This window comes from Solibacillus sp. FSL W8-0372 (assembly GCF_037969735.1).
In the GTDB taxonomy this organism is placed as follows: Bacteria; Bacillota; Bacilli; order Bacillales_A; family Planococcaceae; genus Solibacillus; species Solibacillus faecavium.
In genome coordinates this window covers 2,475,719-2,493,709 of the sequence record NZ_CP150204.1, presented here as the reverse complement: position 1 = coordinate 2,493,709, position 17,991 = coordinate 2,475,719, and the positions used below count along the sequence as shown (strand labels likewise).

Below are 17,991 nucleotides of genomic sequence, written 5' to 3'. Positions count from 1 at the left end.
TTGGGGAAAATTCAAATAATGGATGAGTGGCTATCCAATAAAATTGCCGCCGGTGAAGTAGTGGAACGTCCCTCGTCCGTCGTCAAAGAATTAGTTGAAAATGCAATTGATGCCGGTAGTACATCGATTGAAGTTTTTCTTGAAGAAGCTGGTCTTAGCTCCATTCAGGTAATAGATAATGGTAGTGGAATGGATGAAGAAGATGCACTTAAATCTTTTTCTCGGCATGCCACATCAAAAATCGAAAAAGAGCAAGATTTATTTAGAATCAGAACACTCGGCTTTCGCGGTGAAGCATTAGCATCAATAGCCTCTGTCTCTAAATTAACATTACGGACATCCGATGGTGAGGGTGGTATGCATTTATATTTAGAAGGAGGACATTTAAAAGAGCATAAACCTGCTGCACTTCGTCGTGGGACAGATATTACTGTAGCCCAGCTCTTTTTCAATACACCGGCTCGACTAAAATATTTAAAGACCATTCAAACGGAACTCGGTCATACAATTGACTTTATTAACCGAATAGCGCTCGGCTACCCAAAGATCGCGATAAAATTGGTGCATAATGATCAAACATTGCTTCAAACAAATGGACGGGGTCAAGTACAGCAAGTATTAGCTGCAATATACGGTGCACATCATGCAAAAAAAATGCTGCCGTTTGAAGCGAGTAATAATGACTATAAAATTCACGGCTTTGCCAGCCTGCCTGAAGTTACCCGTGCATCAAAAAACTATATGTCATTATTCGTCAATGGGCGATGGGTCAAGCACTTTGTTATTCAAAAGGCGATTATTAATGCGTACCATACGTATTTACCGATTGAGCGATTCCCGATTGTCCTTCTCTATGTTGAGGGAGACCCGCAGTTAACCGATGTCAATGTCCATCCTGCAAAGCATCAAGTTCGCTTAAGTAAAGAACCAGAGCTATTAAAGCTAATTGAAGATACAATCCGCTTGGCTATTCGGGAAGAAATACGCATTCCACTGGCAGAAAAAAAGGAAAAGCCAATTCGTCCCGCACAAGAGCAGATGAATATTTGGAATCCTGTAAAAGCATCGGAGCCAGTATTTGATGAGGATAAGCTAACTTCTATTGTGGAAAGATTATCAGGTGATACATCCGTAGTAAAAGAACCGTATGCTCCGCTTTCAGTAGAAAATCAGGATTCCATACAATACGAAGATGCCCATGAAGTGATGTCCCAGATGGAGTTACCTGCAGAACCATTTATGAAATCAGTACCTTCCGAGGAAGAACGGCCAATTGTTCAACCTGAAATAAAACGTCATTTTCCGGATGTTGAAATTGTCGGTCAAATTCACGGGACGTATATAGTGGCACAAATGGAAGACGGCTTTTATTTAATCGACCAGCATGCTGCACAAGAAAGAATTAAGTATGAATATTACCGTGATAAAGTGGGAGAAGTAAATGCAAATGAACGTCAAACATTACTGATGCCTTTAACTTTCCATTATGCTGCAGATGAGGCATTGCGTTTAAAAGAATCTAAAGAAGCGCTTGAGGAAGTGGGCGTTTATTTAGAAGAATTTGGACTTTCTTCATTTGTTGTAAGAGAATATCCGACCTGGTTTCCAAAAGGGGAAGAACAGGAAGTTATTGAAGAATTGATCGAACAGGTTTTAAAAGCTAGAAAAACAGATATCAAAAAATTACGTGAAGATGCAGCGATTATGATGAGCTGCAAAAAGTCCATTAAAGCAAATCATTTTTTAAATAAAGAGCAAATGGAAAGACTGATTAAGGATTTACGAAATGCAGATAATCCATTTACATGTCCACACGGACGCCCTGTTTTAATTCATTTTACATCATATGAAGTCGAGAAAATGTTCAAACGAGTAATGTAAATTCCTAAAAGGGGTGGAGTTTTTGGAACAGCAATCTTTCTTTATAACAATGTCAGATGGGCACGATATATTTGTGCGCACTTTTAAACCAAACCAAGTAACGATGGGGCATGTTCATATTTTGCATGGAATGGCCGAGCATAGTCAACGCTATGAAGCTTTTGCCGAAAAACTCTGTGAAGAAGGCTATTTCGTAACAGCCCATGATCATCGAGGTCACGGATATACAGCACAAAAAAATGGTATGCCCGGTTATTATGGTGATCAGAATGGTTTTGAACGTGTAGTGGAGGATGTATATGAAATACTCGCAAATTTAACAGAAAAAACAACAGGTCGTCCAATTTTATTTGGCCATAGTATGGGCTCATTTATTGCTCGACGCTTCATACAGCAACATAGCGGAATGATTGAACGCTTAGTATTGAGCGGTACAGGTTCTGCAAAATTACTACATGAAGCTGGTCATGCCATTGCAGGTCAATTAGTGAAATTGCAAGGCGCAAAAGAACAAAGTCTCCTAATGCATAAGCTTAGTTTCGCAGGTTTTAACCGGCACATAGAAAATCCAAAAACAAACTTTGACTGGCTCACTACTGATGAAGACGAAGTGAAAAAGTATATTGAGGATCCTTTATGCGGTTTTATCGCGACTCACCAATTTTTTTCAGATTTAACCGGTGGGATTCTTACGTTAAAAAACAAAAATCAAAATGCACGCATTCGTCCTGATTTAAAAATATTGCTCATAAGCGGTACACTTGACCCGATTGCAGATGAAAATGGGAAAAGTGTTCTGCGTACAGGTAAACAGCTTGTGGACGCTGGGCTGGAGCATGTGAAGGTACATTTGCTTGAAGGAATGCGACATGAAATATTAAATGAAAAAAAGAAGGATCAAGTAATGGAAATAATAGTACGGTGGTTAAAAGATGAATAATAAAATTGATGTAGTGGCCATTATTGGCCCTACAGCATCTGGTAAAACAGCGTTGAGCATACGTTTAGCAAAAGAAATAGATGGGGAAATCATTAATGGGGATTCAATGCAAGTCTATCGCCATATGGATATCGGTACAGCAAAAATCACTGTTGATGAAATGGAAGGGATTCCACATCATCTGTTAAGTATTAAAGAACCTACAGAAGCATTTTCCGTAGCAGAATATCAACAGCTAGTCCGAGGGAAAATTGAAGAAATTCAAGCCCGCGGTAAAATGCCAATTATCGTAGGGGGAACGGGACTTTATGTACAGTCAGTACTCTATGATTTTCAATTTACAAAACAAGAAGTCGATGAAGAAGCGCGTCTTAAATATTATGAGGAATTGGAGAAATTAGGTCCAGAAGCGATGCACGCCAAATTAGCAATAATTGATCCAGCTTCTGCAGCAGAAATTCATCCGAATAATACGAGACGCGTCATTCGTGCATTGGAAATGGCAGAGCTTGCCGGTGTATCCCGCGCAGAAGAGCAATTTAACCGCGGTAATATTCCCCTATACAATCATTTAATTATCGGACTGGACATGGACCGTGCGAAATTATATGAACGTATAAATTTACGTGTAGATTTGATGATGAAAGCTGGTCTGCTTGAAGAAGTGCGAGCATTATATAATGCGGGTATCCGGGATGTACAGTCGATTAAGGCGATTGGCTATAAAGAGTTGTATGCATATTTTGATGGTTTAGTAACACTTGAAGAAGCAATCGAACAAATTAAGCAAAACTCCCGTAGGTACGCTAAACGCCAATTGACATACTTCCGAAATAAAATGGATATCTCTTGGATTGGAAATGATTGGGATGCCGTTAGAAGTATAATCTAAAATATTTTAAATTTAAAAGGTAAATCTTACATGAATAACGAATAATTAACTATTGCATGTATACTATGGTAAGGGAGATTAGACGATGATGAAATCACTGAATTTGCAGGATACGTTTTTAAATAATTTACGCAAAAACAATACTTTTGTAACGGTATTTTTACTGAATGGTTTCCAACTAAAAGGCTTAATTAAATCTTATGATAATTTTACTGTTTTACTGGAATCAGAAGGGAAGCAGCAATTAATTTACAAGCATGCCATTTCTACTTTTGTTCCTGCCAAAAATGTTGCATTACTTGATGAAGAAGAGTAATCCGGCTAAACGGTAGCGCAATATTAATTGTTTGATTATAATGACTAAGATGGTACTAGTATTGGAGGAATTATAATGAAAACAATGACGACAGATGAACTGATTAATTTATTGGATGCGAATGAAGATTTGAATGTAATCGATGTACGTGAAGATTTTGAAGTGGAGCACGGAATGATCCCGGGTGCAGTACATATTCCACTTGGTTCTGTTCCGGAACGTACAGATGAATTGGATAGTTCAAAATCATATATAGTTGTATGTAAAGGTGGCGTTCGTAGTGCGAATGCTTGTGAATATTTAGAGGGAAAAGGCTTTGATGTAACGAATCTCGAAGGCGGAATGATGGCCTATGACGGAGAGTTGGAATTCAAGTAATAATTGACAGGGGAATGTTTAGCAGTCATTTAGGACACGCCCTCTTTCAATTGTAGCCGCACATATTTTCCAACTAAAAAAGCTGTATCAAAAGTAAATTTGACTTTTGATACAGCTTTTATTTTGCTTATTTTACTATGCTTATTTTTTTCGAAGGCAATCCCCAGCCCTTTGTATACGATAAAATACGCAAAGCAGTAATTAGGACAAATAAGATATACAAAAATATATCACCTTTAAAGATTTCAAGCCCAAGTAAGAAACCGGCACATGCAGCCCAAACCCCATATATTTCATGACGTAGAACTATCGGTTTTCTTCCAGCAAGAAGATCACGTACAACACCACCACCAGCTCCTGTTAATACTGCTGCTACGATAACAGCGGCAAGGGGCAAATCTAAATGGACAGCATACATCCCGCCCTGAATTGCAAAAGCAGACAATCCAATTGCATCGGTTACATTTCCCCAACGATTCCAATGTTTTATAAAGTGATTCGGTATTAAAAAGAAAATGGTAATGGCAGCTAGTGCAATTTGAAACATCATTTCCTGATTCCATAAAGTCGAAACTGGTAAACCAATCAATATATTACGGATTGCACCCCCACCAAAAGCTGTAACAATTCCTAATATATAAACTCCAAATAAATCGTACTCTTCTTCCATAGCTACAATTGCGCCTGATATTGCAAATGCTATGGTCCCGATAACACTGAATACCTCCCAAGCCATATTCATCTCTCCCAATCCAACTAATACTATCGCCATGAGGATAGCAGTTTTTCAAACATTCGTCAAAACTAATTTTTTTAAGGTATAATAGTTACAGTTTGAACAGAATGGAGCAGTAAATCATGGCATTTCAATCATTATTAACACCAGAAACTATAAAGCTAGCGACGAAAGTTGAAGAAAAGGTTCGTACTTATCATCAACAAGTAGATGACCGCGCATTTTTTAACCAACAAAAAGTACTAGCTGCTTTTCGAAATAATCAAGTAAGTGATTTTCATCTGCATCCTTCTACAGGATATGGTTATGATGATGAGGGTCGGGACAATTTAGAGCGTGTATATGCGGAAACTTTCGGAGCGGAAGCAGCAATTGTACGTCCGCAAATTATATCTGGCACACATGCTATAACATTAAGTTTATTTGGCATTCTACGACCTGGTGACGAACTTCTTTATATTACCGGGAAACCTTACGATACACTTCAATCAATCGTCGACGGCGGCGAAAAAGATACGGGATCATTAAAGGATTACAAAATTGGCTATTCCCATGTTGATCTAATCGGAAATAAGGAAATCGATTGGGAAGGTGTGAAAAATGCAGTTAACGAAAATACAAAGATGATTGCAATTCAGCGCTCAAAAGGCTACGCAACACGTCCATCCTTTACAATTGAACAAATTTCACAAATGGTTTTAAAAATTAGGGAAATTGCACCGAATGCAGTTATTTTTGTTGATAATTGTTACGGTGAATTTGTGGAGTTGCTTGAACCTACAGAAGTAGGTGTAGATTTAATGGCTGGTTCTTTAATTAAAAATCCTGGTGGGGGCTTTGCAAAAATAGGCGGCTATATTGCAGGACGCGCAGATCTAGTAGAAAAATGCGCATACCGTATGACTTCACCTGGTATTGGTGCTGAAGCGGGTGCATCATTGAATACGTTAGCAGATTTTTATCAAGGGTTTTTCATGGCACCGCATATTGTTGCGCAAAGTTTAAAAGGTGCGATTTTTACATCGGCAATGTTAGAAGAAATCGGAATGACGACATCTCCTCATTATACGGATGTACGAACAGATTTAATTCAATCTGTAGCATTCCGGACTCCAGAACAAATGGTAGCGTTTTGTCGTGAAATTCAGGCAGCTTCTCCTATCAATGCTCATTTTGCCCCGGAACCTGCATATATGCCCGGTTATGAAGATGACGTTATTATGGCAGCGGGAACATTTGTTCAAGGATCAAGCATTGAATTAACTGCTGATGGTCCAATTCGTCCTCCATATACAGCTTTTGTCCAAGGCGGCTTAACATATGAACATGTTAAATATGCGATTTGCGCAGCTGTCCAAAAACTAACTTAATTTTAAAAAAAATCGTCTATTTTATGGACGATTTTTTTAATTAAATAATAATATTAGGAAAATATTTAAAATACACGCTGTTTTTATAGAATTTAGGGTAATAGTATATAGTCTGTTCAATTTGTGATGGTCACTTCTCTAAGTCTAGTATGTAAAATGCTGATTTATACAACGTATGTCAGTTTTTCTAACATATAATTGACAATGTACGTAACAAGTCGTAATATAGCGGTAAGGGGGTGAATTAAATGAGTAGTGAAATTCGACGTTCAATGCCACTATTATCGATAAGTATCGTCATGCAATTAACGGATCTTACAGCCAGACAAATCCGTTATTACGAAGAGCATGATTTAATTCAGCCACACCGTACAGAAGGTAATCGTCGAATGTTTTCATTAAACGATGTCGATATCTTATTGGAAATTAAGGATATGCTCGAACAGGGTATTAATATGGCAGGTATAAAGAAAGTATTTGACATGAAAAATGACCCAGCAATACAACAGGCGAGTAAAGAAGTTATTTCGGATTCAGATTTACGTAAAATTTTGCGTGAAGAGATGCGACAAGCTCAGCGCATGCAAAAGACATCTCTTCGACAAGGGGATTTATCACGCTTTTATCAATAGCGTGTAAATTATATAAATTTGATAAAAATCGGTACTGAACAATTATAGGAGTGTGGAATTTAGTGGGTAAATATACAAAAGAAGATATTAAGCAACTCGTACAAGAACAACAAGTAAAATTCATTCGTTTACAGTTTACAGACATTTTAGGGACAATTAAAAACGTAGAGATTCCAGTAAGCCAACTAGATAAAGCATTGGATAACAAAATGATGTTTGATGGCTCTTCAATCGAAGGTTTTGTACGTATTGAAGAATCTGATATGTACTTATACCCAGATTATGATTCATTTATGATCTTCCCATGGACTGCCGAAAAAGGGAAAGTAGCGCGATTCATCTGCGATATTTATAATCCAGACGGTACTCCATTTGCGGGTGATCCACGTAATAACTTAAAGCGTGTATTGAAGGAAATGGAAGAGTTAGGTTACACTAACTTCAACTTAGGACCTGAACCAGAATTTTTCCTATTTAAGTTAGATTCAAAAGGTGAACCAAGTCTTGAAGTAAATGACCATGGTGGCTACTTCGACTTAGCACCAACAGACCTTGGTGAAAATTGCCGCCGTGACATCGTGTTAGAGTTAGAAGAAATGGGCTTTGAAATTGAAGCTTCACATCATGAAGTTGCACCTGGCCAACATGAAATTGACTTTAAATATGCTGATGCCATTACGGCTTGTGACAATATTCAAACATTCAAATTAGTTGTTAAAACAATTGCTCGTAAGCATGGCTTACATGCTACATTCATGCCAAAACCTTTATTCGGTGAAGCTGGATCAGGAATGCACTTTAACGTTTCTTTATTTAAAGGAAAAGAGAATGCTTTTTATGATCAATCTACTGAATTAGGTCTATCTGAATCGGCAATGCAGTTTATGGCAGGTATACTTGAGCACGTACAAGGTTTTACAGCAATTACAAACCCAACAGTTAACTCTTATAAACGTTTAGTACCGGGTTATGAAGCGCCATGTTATGTAGCATGGTCAGCGCAAAACCGTTCTCCGCTTATCCGTATTCCTTCTTCTCGTGGAGTTTCAACACGTATAGAAGTTCGTTCAGTGGATCCATCGGCAAACCCATATTTAGCGATGGCAGTTATTTTAGAGGCTGGTTTGGAAGGTATTCGTAGAAAGTTAACTCCACCACCAGCAATTAACCGTAACATTTATGTAATGAACGAAGAAGAGCGTAAAGCAAACGGTATCGATAATTTACCAGCAGCATTAGACGACGCTTTAACATTACTATCAAAAGACGAGGTTGTGCAAAAAGCATTAGGCAACCACATTTATGCAAACTTTAAAGAAGCAAAAGAAATCGAGTTTGATATGTACCGTTCAACTGTTCATCAGTGGGAACGCGATCAATATATGAAGATGTACTAATAGTAGTGTTGGGGCGTTTTGTCCCAACGCTTTTTTTCTTTTTTAAGGAGAAAAACCGGCAATATTAATTGCCGGTATGGGGATGATATTCAATTATTTACCGTTTTGGGAACGATTCTTTGCAAATAATCCAGAAGCTTGCTGCTTTTTGGCTTCAGCTTGTTGGTTTTGCTTTTTGACTTGGCTTACATCTGTTTCCATTCCAAACTCCGCGTTTATTGAACTAAGTTTCTTTTGTAAACCACTATTAGCAAATAAGCCGGAAGCTTGCTGCTTTTTAGCTTCAGCTTGTTGGTTTTGCTTTTTAACTTGGTTCACATCGGTCTCCATTCCAAATTCCGCGTTCATTGAACTAGGGCTTTTTTGTAAACCGTTATTAGCGAATTGACCAGAAGCTTGCTGCTTTTTAGCTTCAGCCTGCTGGTTTTGCTTAATAACCTTGTTAACGTCTGTTTCCATCCCAAATTCAGTATTCATGTTTTTGTTTTTCATGAATATCACCTCCTGAATTTATTCTGTTCAGAGGTTGTTTTATTATTCTATGGAATATATTTACTTTTAAATGATAAAAGGGATTTTATCTGTTATCTTGAATTCATATTACATACTCGTGAAGATGTAGAGGAGAGCTATAAAGATTTGTTGGAAATTCAGTTATAAAACATTTTTTAGAAGATCAAAATGAGTGTAAAAACTATACAATGGTTATTATGTACATTTAATTGCAGATCATATATATAAGGGTTAAAAAACCGTTTTACATCCAGATTAAAGGAGCAGATTAATATGGATTTCAATATGATAATACATGAACTAGAAAAATTAGGAAAAGAACGAACGAAAAAAATTTACATGTCTAACGGAGCAAAGGAACCGCTATTTGGTGTAACGATTGGCTCGATGAAACCATATGTTAAGCAAATCAAAATAGACCAGGAACTTGCGGAACAATTATATGCAACTGGGAACTATGATGCGATGTATTTTGCCGGAATCATCGCAGATTCAAAAGCAATGTCGGAAGCAGATTATAATCGATGGATTGAGCAGGCCTATTTTTATATGATATCTGATTATATTGTTGCAGTTACATTAGCGGAATCTGAGATTGCCCAACAAGTAAGCGATAAATGGATTGCAAGTGGAGAAGAGCTGAAAATGTCTGCTGGCTGGCATTGTTATTGCTGGCTCCTCGGTAATAGAAAAGATGAGGAGTTCTCAGTTCAGAAAATGAAGGAAATGCTTGAACAGGTAAAACAAAATATCCACCTAGTACCACCACGTACACAAGTTGCGATGAATAACTTTGTAATGACTGTCGGTATTTCTTTTAAGCCATTACATAATGAGGCGTTGCAAATTGCAGAGGATATTGGTGAGGTAGAAATTAAGCATAAAGGAAAAAAGCCTGGAAAAGTACACGCGTATGCAGAAATTGTAAAGCAAGTTGAAAAAGGGCGTATCGGATTTAAACGCAAATATGTTCGTTGTTAGTTGTGGAGAGTAATACCTTGTTATTTCACGATATAATTGTATAAACTTAAATTAGGAAATTTCAAGGAGGAAATTATATGAAGAAAAGTATTGCGATTGATATGGACCAGGTTTTAGCTGACTTTTATTCTAAGTTACGTATTACTTACAATGAGAATTTTGGCACTTCCTTTACGGACGAGGAATTTTTATTAACTACGCAGCGTGATTTACCACGTGAAGATGCGAAGAAACTATTTGCACTATTAAATGAGCCAGATTATTTCCGTGATTTGGACTTACTGGATGAAGATGCAATTGAAGTCATTCAGGAGCTGCAGGAGCATTATGAAATCTTTATAGCTACTGCTGCAATGGATGTACCGGGATCATTCACAGCCAAATATGATTGGCTAATCAAGCATTTTCCATTCATTAAAACACAAAATATTGTATTTTGCGGAAATAAAGCAGTTATACATACCGATTATTTAATTGACGACAGTCCAAGACAACTTGCGGCATTTAAAGGAACAGGACTATTGTATTCAATGCCATACAATCGGGCAGAAGAAGGATATACAAGCGTCCATAATTGGAAAGAAATTAAGGAATATTTTATAAAACAACTTGAAATTGTTTAGTCAAACAGGGTCTGCATTTAGCAGCCCCTTTATTTGTAAATTTTAGTAGTCATTTAAGGCGATATAATAGTATAATTTAAAATATTTGAATTATTTTTTAACTTTAAGGGGATAGAAAATGAAGCCGATTATTGGATTAACGATGTATGACTTTGACAAGAAAATGGATATTAATAATGTCTATTTAACATCAATTGAACAAGCAGGGGGAATTCCGATTTGTATTCCGAATGCGACGAAAGGAAATGTTGAGGCTTTATTGGATATTGTTGATGGTATTGTATTAATTGGTGGTGCGGATATCGATCCGTTATTATTTAATGAAGAGCCGCATCGTAATATCGGGAGTGTAGTACGAAAGCGTGATGACAGTGATCTTTTATTAATGAATGAAGCATTTAAAAGACAAATGCCCATTCTAGGTATTTGCCGAGGACAGCAGATTATGAATGTAGCCTTTGGAGGTACGATTATTCAGGATATTCCATCACAGGTGGAAAATATAGTCCAACATAAGCAACCATCCAAGCGCGGAGAATTAGCCCACACTGTTGATGTGAAAACACCAAAGTTTAAAGCTATTTTTGGAGAAGAATCATTTCGTGTGAATACTTTCCATCACCAGTCAGTAGGGAAATTAGGGAAAGGTCTGATCACATCGGCTGTTGCAAAAGACGGTATAATTGAGGGAATAGAGCACGAATCCCATCCATATTGTGTGGCTGTACAGTGGCACCCTGAAGAGTTGGCACCAAACGGTGATATTTATGCACAACGTTTATTTAGTAGTTTTATAAATGCATGTAAAAAATAAAGGAGGACCCAGTCGATTTCGGCTGGGTTTTTTGTTTGAAAAAGAAAAAGCTTGCCGATTCTATTAGAATGGCAAGCTTTTAATTAATGAATATTTCGATATAGCCCTACTACTTTACCTAAAATTGATACTTGATTAACAATAATCGGCTCCATTGAACTGTTTTCAGGTTGTAGACGGAAATGAGTTTTTTCTTTGTAGAAACGCTTCACAGTCGCCTCATCTTCTTCGGTCATTGCAACAACAATTTCTCCATTGCTTGCAGTAGAAGTTTTCTTGACGATAACGTAATCCCCATTTAATATGCCTGCTTCAATCATTGATTCACCCATTATTTCAAGCATAAATAACTCATCTTCTGATGATCCATATGCATCGGGCAGCGGGAAATATTCTTGGATATCTTCAATAGCTGAAATAGGTAAACCAGCTGTAACTTTACCGATTAATGGTACGTGAATTACACCTTGCTTAGCTATTGATAGCTCTTCTTGATCTAAAATTTCAATGGCACGCGGTTTAGTAGGGTCGCGACGTATAAGCCCTTTACTTTCTAATCGAGCTAAATGCCCGTGGACAGTTGAACTAGAAGCTAAACCTACTGCCTCTCCAATTTCACGAACTGAAGGCGGATAGCCTTTTGAACGAACTTCCTCTTTTATAAAAGTTAGAATAGCTTCTTGTCGCTTGGAAATTTTTTGTGTCAACTAACTCACCTCTTTATCATGCTATTTTTCTTAGTGTAAGTATAGCAGTATGCGAACACGAATGCAAACATAAGTTCGAAAAAACGGTTGACAAAAACATATGTTCGTATTATTATGGGAACAAACATTCCGAACGTATATTCGAAAAGAGGGGTATTTATTATGAAAAAAATTAAATTAAACAGCTTCACATCAATGTTTCTCATGTTTTCTATTCTATTATTGGTATTAATATTCCATAAAGACGATAATATAGAATTATACGAACAAGTATCTATCGAACAAGGAGATACTTTATGGTCGCTTGCAGACCATTATCGTGGTAAAATGGCAACGCATGATTGGATAAACAAAGTGAAAAAAGAAAATGGTCTACGAGATGGAAAAGTTGTTTCAGGACAAATATTGGTTGTACCAGTTGAAAAGGAAGCCCAATATATTGTTCAGTTGAATGAATCATCCGATGTGTCGACAATTAAGGTAGCGAGAGATAATAATGACAAAAACTAAAGCAGTTATTTATTGCCGTGTCAGTACCGAAAAAAGTGCGCAAGAAACATCGTTGCTGCGTCAGAAAGAGGAACTTACGAAATATGCAGGCGCATTCGGTTTTAAAGAAGTAGAGATTTTTACGGATCAACATAGCGGCTATGACGTGGAACGTGATGGATTACTGGATATGCTCGATTATATGAGGGAAAATAAAATCAAATCGTTATTTGTACAGGATGAAACACGTTTAGGACGAGGGAATGCAAGAATGGCAGTTCTCCATCTATTACAAAAATACGAAGCGACTGTTTATACATTGAATGATGCTGGTCCTGTAGTATTAAATGAGATGGATACGATGCTGCTTGAAATATTGGCTGTAGTTGAAGAGTATCAGCGTCGTATGCACAATGCTAAAATTCGTCGTGGAATGCGTCGAGCAGTAGAAAATGGGTATCAACCCCAAAATAATTTAAAAAACCGTGGGAATATTGAAGGTCGCGAACGAAAGGATGTACCAGTTGAAGAAATTGTTCAGCTCCGTCAAAAAGGCTTAACGTTTGCTGAAATAGCCACTACCATATCAGGCTTGGGTATACCCATAAGTAAAGCAACAGTACATAGACGATATATTGAATATATGGAGCATTTTGAAGATTAAAATTGTCCTTAAGAATATCGCAACACAATTACAGGAATTCTATAGCAATTATAAAAATTAACTAAAGTATTACAGAAGAGTCACGTTCATTTGAGCGTGGCTTTTTATTATGATTTATTTAGTTTGTGGAATGATATGAATCAGAAGGTATTAAAGTTTTAGGAGGTGATATTTTGGACGTATTATTAGAACAAATTCGTAAAGATCTGGACTATTTAAATTCACAAGGTAAGCACGTAAAAAAAATTAAAATGAATTCTAAGGTTTTTGAAAGGATGACTAACAAGCTTACTGATGTTGAAGTTAATAATGATGCCGTTACTGTATTTGGCATTATTATTGAAGCAGATGACAATACCGAAAAATTTGCATTTATTTTAGATGAGGCGACTAGGACTTAAGTAGAAAAGCTCTGTAGTGAGCATAACATGTATGAAAAAAATTGACTCTATTTAAAATTGGTTGAAGGGAAGGGTCCGACTCCAATGGGAACAGGGAAATTTATTTTGCGACGAGTAATCGCAGGAGAACCAACGTCTAAGACGACAGACTTAGGTCATTCCCATGGAAAGCGTACCCGGATCGGATACCGATTTTTCACGCATCAGAAAAAGCGCTTTTTTATAGTGATGAGGAATAAATTAGTGATTATAAACTTAAGTTTAATGCATTACATAGTAAAGTTATGTCATGTTTTTAGCTCAAACCTTATTATTTCAATGTTTTTACGCTGTAAGAGTAGTTACTTTCAAAGCGTTTTTACTTGCCCTTCCAGTCTTTTTTTTATACCTTTGTATTATTGGTATGTAGAAAGGTGAGATTGAAATGTTATCAAAAGAAAAATTGGCTCGTATTAATGAGCTTTCTAAATTAGCAAAAGAAGGAAAGTTAACGGAAGAATTAGCAAAGGAACGTACAGCACTCCGCAAGGAATATTTAGACACATTCCGTTCGACTATGCGCGATACGATAGAACATATGAAAGTGATTGATGAAGAAGGCAATGATGTAACGCCAGAAAAATTAAAACAAATAAAATCGCAAAAAAACTTTCTAAATTAGAATGTTTAATAATATGACACATTTCTTATAAAGTATGACATATTTTAATAAACTCAATTAGAAAAGATTGTTTTCTTAGGGGAATTTGTCTAAACTATAGGATGTAGAATTATCGTACGAGAAAGGATGTCACACAATGACACAACAGATGGATCAGTTAGCAATTAGCGCAATCCGTACATTATCAATCGATGCAATAGAGAAGGCAAACTCAGGTCACCCAGGTTTACCAATGGGTGCAGCTCCAATGGCTTATACTTTATGGACGAAGCAATTACGTCATAACCCACAAAATCCAAATTGGTACAATCGTGACCGCTTTGTATTATCGGCTGGACATGGCTCAATGCTTTTATATAGTTTATTGCACTTAGGTGGATATGGTTTAGAGATGGAAGAGATAAAAAATTTCCGCCAGTGGAATTCTAAAACTCCAGGACATCCGGAATATGGTCATACAGTAGGTGTTGAAGCAACTACAGGTCCATTAGGGCAAGGTATTGCGATGTCAGTAGGTATGGCAATGGCTGAGCGTCATCTAGCTGCAACATACAATAAGCCAGGTTTAGATATTGTAGACCACTATACATTTGCGCTATGTGGCGATGGTGATTTAATGGAAGGTGTTGCTGCAGAAGCGATTTCACTTGCAGGACACTTGAAATTGGATAAGTTGATTGTGCTATATGATTCAAATGATATTTCACTTGATGGTGATCTGGAAAAGTCATTCTCAGAAAACATCCAAAAGCGTTTTGAATCTTATGGTTGGAATTATTTAAAAGTTCAAGATGGCACTGATCTTGTTGAAATTAATACAGCGATTGAAAAAGCAAAACAAAATACTGGCGGACCAACAATTATCGAAGTTAAGACTGTCATCGGTTTTGGTTCTCCAAATAAATCAGGTAAAGCGGATTGCCATGGTGCGCCACTTGGATTTGATGAAGTTGCTTTAACGAAAGCTGCATATGCTTGGGAACATGAGTCATTCTTCGTACCAAATGAAGTGTACGAAACATTTAAAGCGGCAAGCGAAATACAGGGTGTACAAGCGGAAGCTTCTTGGAATGAACTGTTCGAAAGCTACAAAAATGAATATCCGGAGCTAGCTACACAATTTGTAAATGCAATGGAAAACAATTTACCGGAAAACTTTGCTTCTGAATTACCAGTGTACGAAGCTGGCACTGCTGTAGCTACGCGTTCATCTTCTGGTGATGCAATCAATGCCATTGCAAAAACTACTCCTTCATTCTTTGGTGGTTCTGCAGACTTGGCAGGTTCAAACAAAACAACGATTAAAGGCGCTGGAGATTTCTTCGCTGATACCCCAGAAGGTCGTAATATTTGGTTTGGTGTACGTGAATTTGCAATGGGTGCTGCAATTAACGGTATGGCATTACACGGAGGATTAAACGTATTTGGCGGTACATTCTTCGTATTCTCTGACTATGTTCGTCCTGCAATTCGTTTATCAGCATTAATGGGCTTGCCTGTAACGTATGTATTTACACACGATTCTATTGCAGTAGGGGAAGATGGCCCTACTCATGAGCCTGTCGAGCATTTAGCATCATTGCGTGCAATGCCAAATCTTTCGGTTATTCGCCCGGCAGATGCAAATGAATCTGTTGCAGCATGGAAATTAGCTTTAGAAAGTAAGTCAGTTCCAACTGTATTAGTTTTATCTCGTCAAAATTTACCGGTATTGGATGTAGCGAAAGATGCTGTATATGAAGGTGTTGAAAAAGGTGCCTATGTCGTTGCTGCATCAGTAAAAGAAACACCGGATGCTATTTTAATTGCAACGGGTTCTGAAGTAGGATTGGCTGTAAATGCTAAAAAAGCACTACTAGAAGAAGGAATTGATGCGTCTGTTGTATCAATGCCGTCAATGGACCGTTTTGAAGAGCAGTCTAAGGAATACAAGGAATCAGTATTGCCAAAAGCTGTGACAAAACGTTTAGCAATAGAAATGGGTTCATCATTCGGTTGGCATAAATATGTTGGCTTTGAAGGTGACGTACTAGCAATTGATAAGTTCGGTGCATCAGCGCCTGGAGAGATTGTTATAAAAGAATATGGCTTCACTGTAGAAAACGTAGTTGCTAAAGTAAAAGCACTTTAATTTAAAGTTTAAATGTCACTTGTCTACTAGACCAAGTGGCATTTTTTTAACTTCTTATCGTGTGCATTCCCGGTTATTTTAGAAGAACATACTAAATTACATATTTCCGATGCAAACTGCCCAGGTATAATGTATTGGATACGTGCGATATTATATGAGGAATGGTACGATAGTAAATGAAAAAAGAAGCCAATAGATTAAGGAAGTGATTGATTATGACAGCCGAAAATATACAAAAGGACATTGCTACATATATAGAAAAAGCATTATTTTTATTATCCAGTAAAGCAGATCCCGAAAAATTTGAAAAGATTATCCAACAAAATATTAATGATAAACGAAAATCGTCCACTTCAACAATAGACTTTTATGACCGGCTCATGTTAAACATGGCTTACTTCGTTGAAAATAAAATGGCATGGACAGATCTTGTTCGTGCTACATTTACTGCTGGGGAGTTACCGACTGTATCATATATTGAAAATGAACTAATGGTACATCAAATGCAGATTCGTAACAGTGTAGCAGAAAAGATGGATGATTATACGAAAGCTTTCCATCTGCAATATGAAGCATTAAAAGTAGAAGATGCAGATGTAATTTATGATTATGCATATGCATCTGTGGAGCATGGATTACGCGTCGATTTTTTAACATTAATTTGTGCGAATAAAGCAACACTTTTAGCACAAGGTGATATTGACGAAACGTTAAAAACGATGGACGGTTATATTGCTTATTTTACCGACCAAATCGTCAATAAAATGACGCTTTCTTAAAAGGAGATATAAAAATGAATACACCATTTACTTATTTACACAAAGCCCCTGTGATGAATACAGAGAAAAAACCTGCAATCTTCTTATTGCACGGTTTAGGAAGTGATGAAAACGATTTATTACAATTAGTTAATTCGTTTTCTACGCAATGTCACATTTTTAGTTTGCAAGGCCCTATTCAACATCGACCTGGCTATGCTTTTTATACATTTGAAGAAGAAGGTAAGCCAAACCGTACTATTTTTGATAAAGTATTAAAAGGAATTGAAGCATTTATTAAAGAAGCTGTTCAAGAATATAATTTAGATGAACAACAACTTTATGTCGTTGGATTTAATCAAGGAGCAGCATTGGCACAATCCCTTGCAATGGTAATGGGAGATACGATTCGTGGTACAGCAGCGTTAAGTGGCTATTTACCTGAGTTTGCTGCACTTGAGTATAGTAAAAAAACGATGGATGGTTCTAAGATTTTCATTTCACATGGTGAATATGACTACGACTATCCGTTTGAATGGGCTGAGCATGCAGTCCGTTTCTTCAATGACTATGGCACGAAAGTTACATTTAAATCATATCCGGTAGGTCATGGTGTCAGTGAGCAAAACATACACGATTTAATCGCATTTTTATCTGAAGATTTGCCAAATAATTTAAACTAAAAAAACAGCTGATGGAAATAAAAA

At 37.0% G+C, this 17,991-nt stretch carries 21 protein-coding genes; 18 read left to right on the top strand and 3 right to left on the bottom strand.

All coding sequences use genetic code 11. The features are described from left to right. The 5 genes from mutL to MKY13_RS12690 all read left to right on the top strand — a co-directional run bounded on the left by mutL (position 1) and on the right by MKY13_RS12690 (position 4,407). Complete coding sequence (gene mutL, locus MKY13_RS12710; protein ID WP_339213095.1) at positions 1-1,881, top strand: DNA mismatch repair endonuclease MutL; 1,881 nt, start codon at positions 1-3, stop codon at positions 1,879-1,881. Positions 1,882-1,903: 22 nt separating this feature from the next. Beyond that, entirely contained in the window at positions 1,904-2,821 is a 918-nt protein-coding gene (locus tag MKY13_RS12705) for an alpha/beta fold hydrolase (RefSeq protein ID WP_191700285.1), read from the top strand. Next, a complete protein-coding gene (gene miaA, locus MKY13_RS12700) occupies positions 2,814-3,713 on the top strand; it encodes a tRNA (adenosine(37)-N6)-dimethylallyltransferase MiaA (protein WP_191700284.1) in 900 nt (299 codons plus the stop codon). Before MKY13_RS12705 ends, miaA begins: the two co-directional genes overlap by 8 nt. A gap of 85 nt (positions 3,714-3,798) precedes the next feature. Further along, positions 3,799-4,029 (top strand): RNA chaperone Hfq, encoded by a 231-nt coding sequence (hfq, locus tag MKY13_RS12695; RefSeq protein ID WP_191700283.1) that lies wholly within the window; start codon positions 3,799-3,801, stop codon positions 4,027-4,029. A 75-nt stretch (positions 4,030-4,104) separates the two neighbouring features. Then, entirely contained in the window at positions 4,105-4,407 is a 303-nt protein-coding gene (locus tag MKY13_RS12690; protein ID WP_191700282.1) for a rhodanese-like domain-containing protein, read from the top strand. 127 nt (positions 4,408-4,534) lie between these two features. On the opposite strand, the gene MKY13_RS12685 is transcribed toward MKY13_RS12690, so the two are convergent. Continuing rightward, entirely contained in the window at positions 4,535-5,143 is a 609-nt protein-coding gene (locus MKY13_RS12685) for a trimeric intracellular cation channel family protein (RefSeq protein ID WP_339216931.1), read from the bottom strand. A gap of 122 nt (positions 5,144-5,265) precedes the next feature. Between MKY13_RS12685 and MKY13_RS12680 the strand changes: the two genes are divergently transcribed. The 3 genes from MKY13_RS12680 to glnA all read left to right on the top strand — a co-directional run bounded on the left by MKY13_RS12680 (position 5,266) and on the right by glnA (position 8,542). Next, positions 5,266-6,513 (top strand): methionine gamma-lyase family protein, encoded by a 1,248-nt coding sequence (locus MKY13_RS12680; RefSeq protein WP_191700281.1) that lies wholly within the window; start codon positions 5,266-5,268, stop codon positions 6,511-6,513. Between the two features lie 248 nt (positions 6,514-6,761). Continuing rightward, a complete protein-coding gene (locus tag MKY13_RS12675; RefSeq protein ID WP_191700280.1) occupies positions 6,762-7,145 on the top strand; it encodes a MerR family transcriptional regulator in 384 nt (127 codons plus the stop codon). Positions 7,146-7,207: 62 nt separating this feature from the next. Beyond that, positions 7,208-8,542: a type I glutamate--ammonia ligase gene (gene glnA, locus MKY13_RS12670; RefSeq protein WP_191700279.1), complete on the top strand. Its 1,335-nt coding sequence runs from the start codon at positions 7,208-7,210 to the stop codon at positions 8,540-8,542. Between the two features lie 93 nt (positions 8,543-8,635). Here the strand turns inward: glnA and MKY13_RS12665 are convergent, their stop codons facing one another. Beyond that, positions 8,636-9,034, bottom strand: a complete 399-nt coding sequence (locus MKY13_RS12665) for a gamma-type small acid-soluble spore protein (protein WP_191700278.1) — start codon at positions 9,032-9,034, stop codon at positions 8,636-8,638. A 294-nt stretch (positions 9,035-9,328) separates the two neighbouring features. Here MKY13_RS12665 and MKY13_RS12660 point away from each other — a divergent pair, with 294 nt between their 5' ends. From MKY13_RS12660 to MKY13_RS12650, 3 genes are all read left to right on the top strand, one after another. After that, positions 9,329-10,036 (top strand): DNA alkylation repair protein, encoded by a 708-nt coding sequence (locus MKY13_RS12660; protein ID WP_339213090.1) that lies wholly within the window; start codon positions 9,329-9,331, stop codon positions 10,034-10,036. Between the two features lie 77 nt (positions 10,037-10,113). Next, complete coding sequence (locus tag MKY13_RS12655) at positions 10,114-10,659, top strand: 5'-3'-deoxyribonucleotidase (protein WP_339213089.1); 546 nt, start codon at positions 10,114-10,116, stop codon at positions 10,657-10,659. Between the two features lie 118 nt (positions 10,660-10,777). Further along, on the top strand, positions 10,778-11,473 hold the full coding sequence (locus tag MKY13_RS12650; RefSeq protein ID WP_339213087.1) for a gamma-glutamyl-gamma-aminobutyrate hydrolase family protein: 696 nt from the start codon (positions 10,778-10,780) through the stop codon (positions 11,471-11,473). A gap of 83 nt (positions 11,474-11,556) precedes the next feature. Here MKY13_RS12650 and lexA read toward each other — a convergent pair whose 3' ends face one another. Beyond that, on the bottom strand, positions 11,557-12,180 hold the full coding sequence (gene lexA / locus MKY13_RS12645) for a transcriptional repressor LexA (protein ID WP_191700274.1): 624 nt from the start codon (positions 12,178-12,180) through the stop codon (positions 11,557-11,559). Positions 12,181-12,342: 162 nt separating this feature from the next. On the opposite strand from lexA, the gene MKY13_RS12640 reads away from it, so the two are divergent. The 7 genes from MKY13_RS12640 (at position 12,343) to MKY13_RS12610 (ending at position 17,967) form a co-directional block, all read left to right on the top strand. After that, the gene (locus MKY13_RS12640; protein WP_191700273.1) at positions 12,343-12,690 is read left to right on the top strand and encodes a LysM peptidoglycan-binding domain-containing protein; all 348 of its coding nucleotides are present in this window, start codon (positions 12,343-12,345) and stop codon (positions 12,688-12,690) included. After that, on the top strand, positions 12,677-13,333 hold the full coding sequence (locus MKY13_RS12635; RefSeq protein WP_339213085.1) for a recombinase family protein: 657 nt from the start codon (positions 12,677-12,679) through the stop codon (positions 13,331-13,333). The genes MKY13_RS12640 and MKY13_RS12635 overlap by 14 nt, the downstream gene beginning before the upstream one ends. Before the next feature lie 173 nt (positions 13,334-13,506). After that, positions 13,507-13,734, top strand: a complete 228-nt coding sequence (locus MKY13_RS12630) for a lactate dehydrogenase (RefSeq protein WP_191700271.1) — start codon at positions 13,507-13,509, stop codon at positions 13,732-13,734. A 424-nt stretch (positions 13,735-14,158) separates the two neighbouring features. Then, positions 14,159-14,395 carry a DUF896 domain-containing protein gene (locus MKY13_RS12625; RefSeq protein ID WP_191700270.1) on the top strand — a complete coding sequence of 79 codons (237 nt, stop codon included), beginning with the start codon at positions 14,159-14,161 and terminating at the stop codon, positions 14,393-14,395. Between the two features lie 136 nt (positions 14,396-14,531). Beyond that, positions 14,532-16,526, top strand: a complete 1,995-nt coding sequence (gene tkt / locus MKY13_RS12620) for a transketolase (RefSeq protein WP_339213082.1) — start codon at positions 14,532-14,534, stop codon at positions 16,524-16,526. Positions 16,527-16,741: 215 nt separating this feature from the next. Then, the gene (locus MKY13_RS12615; RefSeq protein WP_339213081.1) at positions 16,742-17,305 is read left to right on the top strand and encodes a DNA helicase; all 564 of its coding nucleotides are present in this window, start codon (positions 16,742-16,744) and stop codon (positions 17,303-17,305) included. 14 nt (positions 17,306-17,319) lie between these two features. Then, complete coding sequence (locus tag MKY13_RS12610) at positions 17,320-17,967, top strand: dienelactone hydrolase family protein (protein ID WP_191700268.1); 648 nt, start codon at positions 17,320-17,322, stop codon at positions 17,965-17,967. Positions 17,968-17,991 lie beyond the last annotated feature (24 nt).

What these genes read in the sequence shown, in the direction of transcription:
- MKY13_RS12655 (WP_339213089.1), top strand. Translation starts at nt 10,114, where the DNA reads ATGAAGAAAAGTATTGCGATTGATATGGACCAGGTTTTAGCTGACTTT.
- MKY13_RS12680 (WP_191700281.1), top strand. Translation starts at nt 5,266, where the DNA reads ATGGCATTTCAATCATTATTAACACCAGAAACTATAAAGCTAGCGACG.
- MKY13_RS12610 (WP_191700268.1), top strand. Translation starts at nt 17,320, where the DNA reads ATGAATACACCATTTACTTATTTACACAAAGCCCCTGTGATGAATACA.
- MKY13_RS12635 (WP_339213085.1), top strand. Translation starts at nt 12,677, where the DNA reads ATGACAAAAACTAAAGCAGTTATTTATTGCCGTGTCAGTACCGAAAAA.
- MKY13_RS12690 (WP_191700282.1), top strand. Translation starts at nt 4,105, where the DNA reads ATGAAAACAATGACGACAGATGAACTGATTAATTTATTGGATGCGAAT.
- MKY13_RS12640 (WP_191700273.1), top strand. Translation starts at nt 12,343, where the DNA reads ATGAAAAAAATTAAATTAAACAGCTTCACATCAATGTTTCTCATGTTT.
- MKY13_RS12625 (WP_191700270.1), top strand. Translation starts at nt 14,159, where the DNA reads ATGTTATCAAAAGAAAAATTGGCTCGTATTAATGAGCTTTCTAAATTA.
- tkt (WP_339213082.1), top strand. Translation starts at nt 14,532, where the DNA reads ATGACACAACAGATGGATCAGTTAGCAATTAGCGCAATCCGTACATTA.
- miaA (WP_191700284.1), top strand. Translation starts at nt 2,814, where the DNA reads ATGAATAATAAAATTGATGTAGTGGCCATTATTGGCCCTACAGCATCT.
- MKY13_RS12675 (WP_191700280.1), top strand. Translation starts at nt 6,762, where the DNA reads ATGAGTAGTGAAATTCGACGTTCAATGCCACTATTATCGATAAGTATC.
- MKY13_RS12615 (WP_339213081.1), top strand. Translation starts at nt 16,742, where the DNA reads ATGACAGCCGAAAATATACAAAAGGACATTGCTACATATATAGAAAAA.
- MKY13_RS12685 (WP_339216931.1), bottom strand. Translation starts at nt 5,143, where the DNA reads ATGGCTTGGGAGGTATTCAGTGTTATCGGGACCATAGCATTTGCAATA.
- MKY13_RS12660 (WP_339213090.1), top strand. Translation starts at nt 9,329, where the DNA reads ATGGATTTCAATATGATAATACATGAACTAGAAAAATTAGGAAAAGAA.
- MKY13_RS12665 (WP_191700278.1), bottom strand. Translation starts at nt 9,034, where the DNA reads ATGAAAAACAAAAACATGAATACTGAATTTGGGATGGAAACAGACGTT.
- hfq (WP_191700283.1), top strand. Translation starts at nt 3,799, where the DNA reads ATGATGAAATCACTGAATTTGCAGGATACGTTTTTAAATAATTTACGC.
- MKY13_RS12650 (WP_339213087.1), top strand. Translation starts at nt 10,778, where the DNA reads ATGAAGCCGATTATTGGATTAACGATGTATGACTTTGACAAGAAAATG.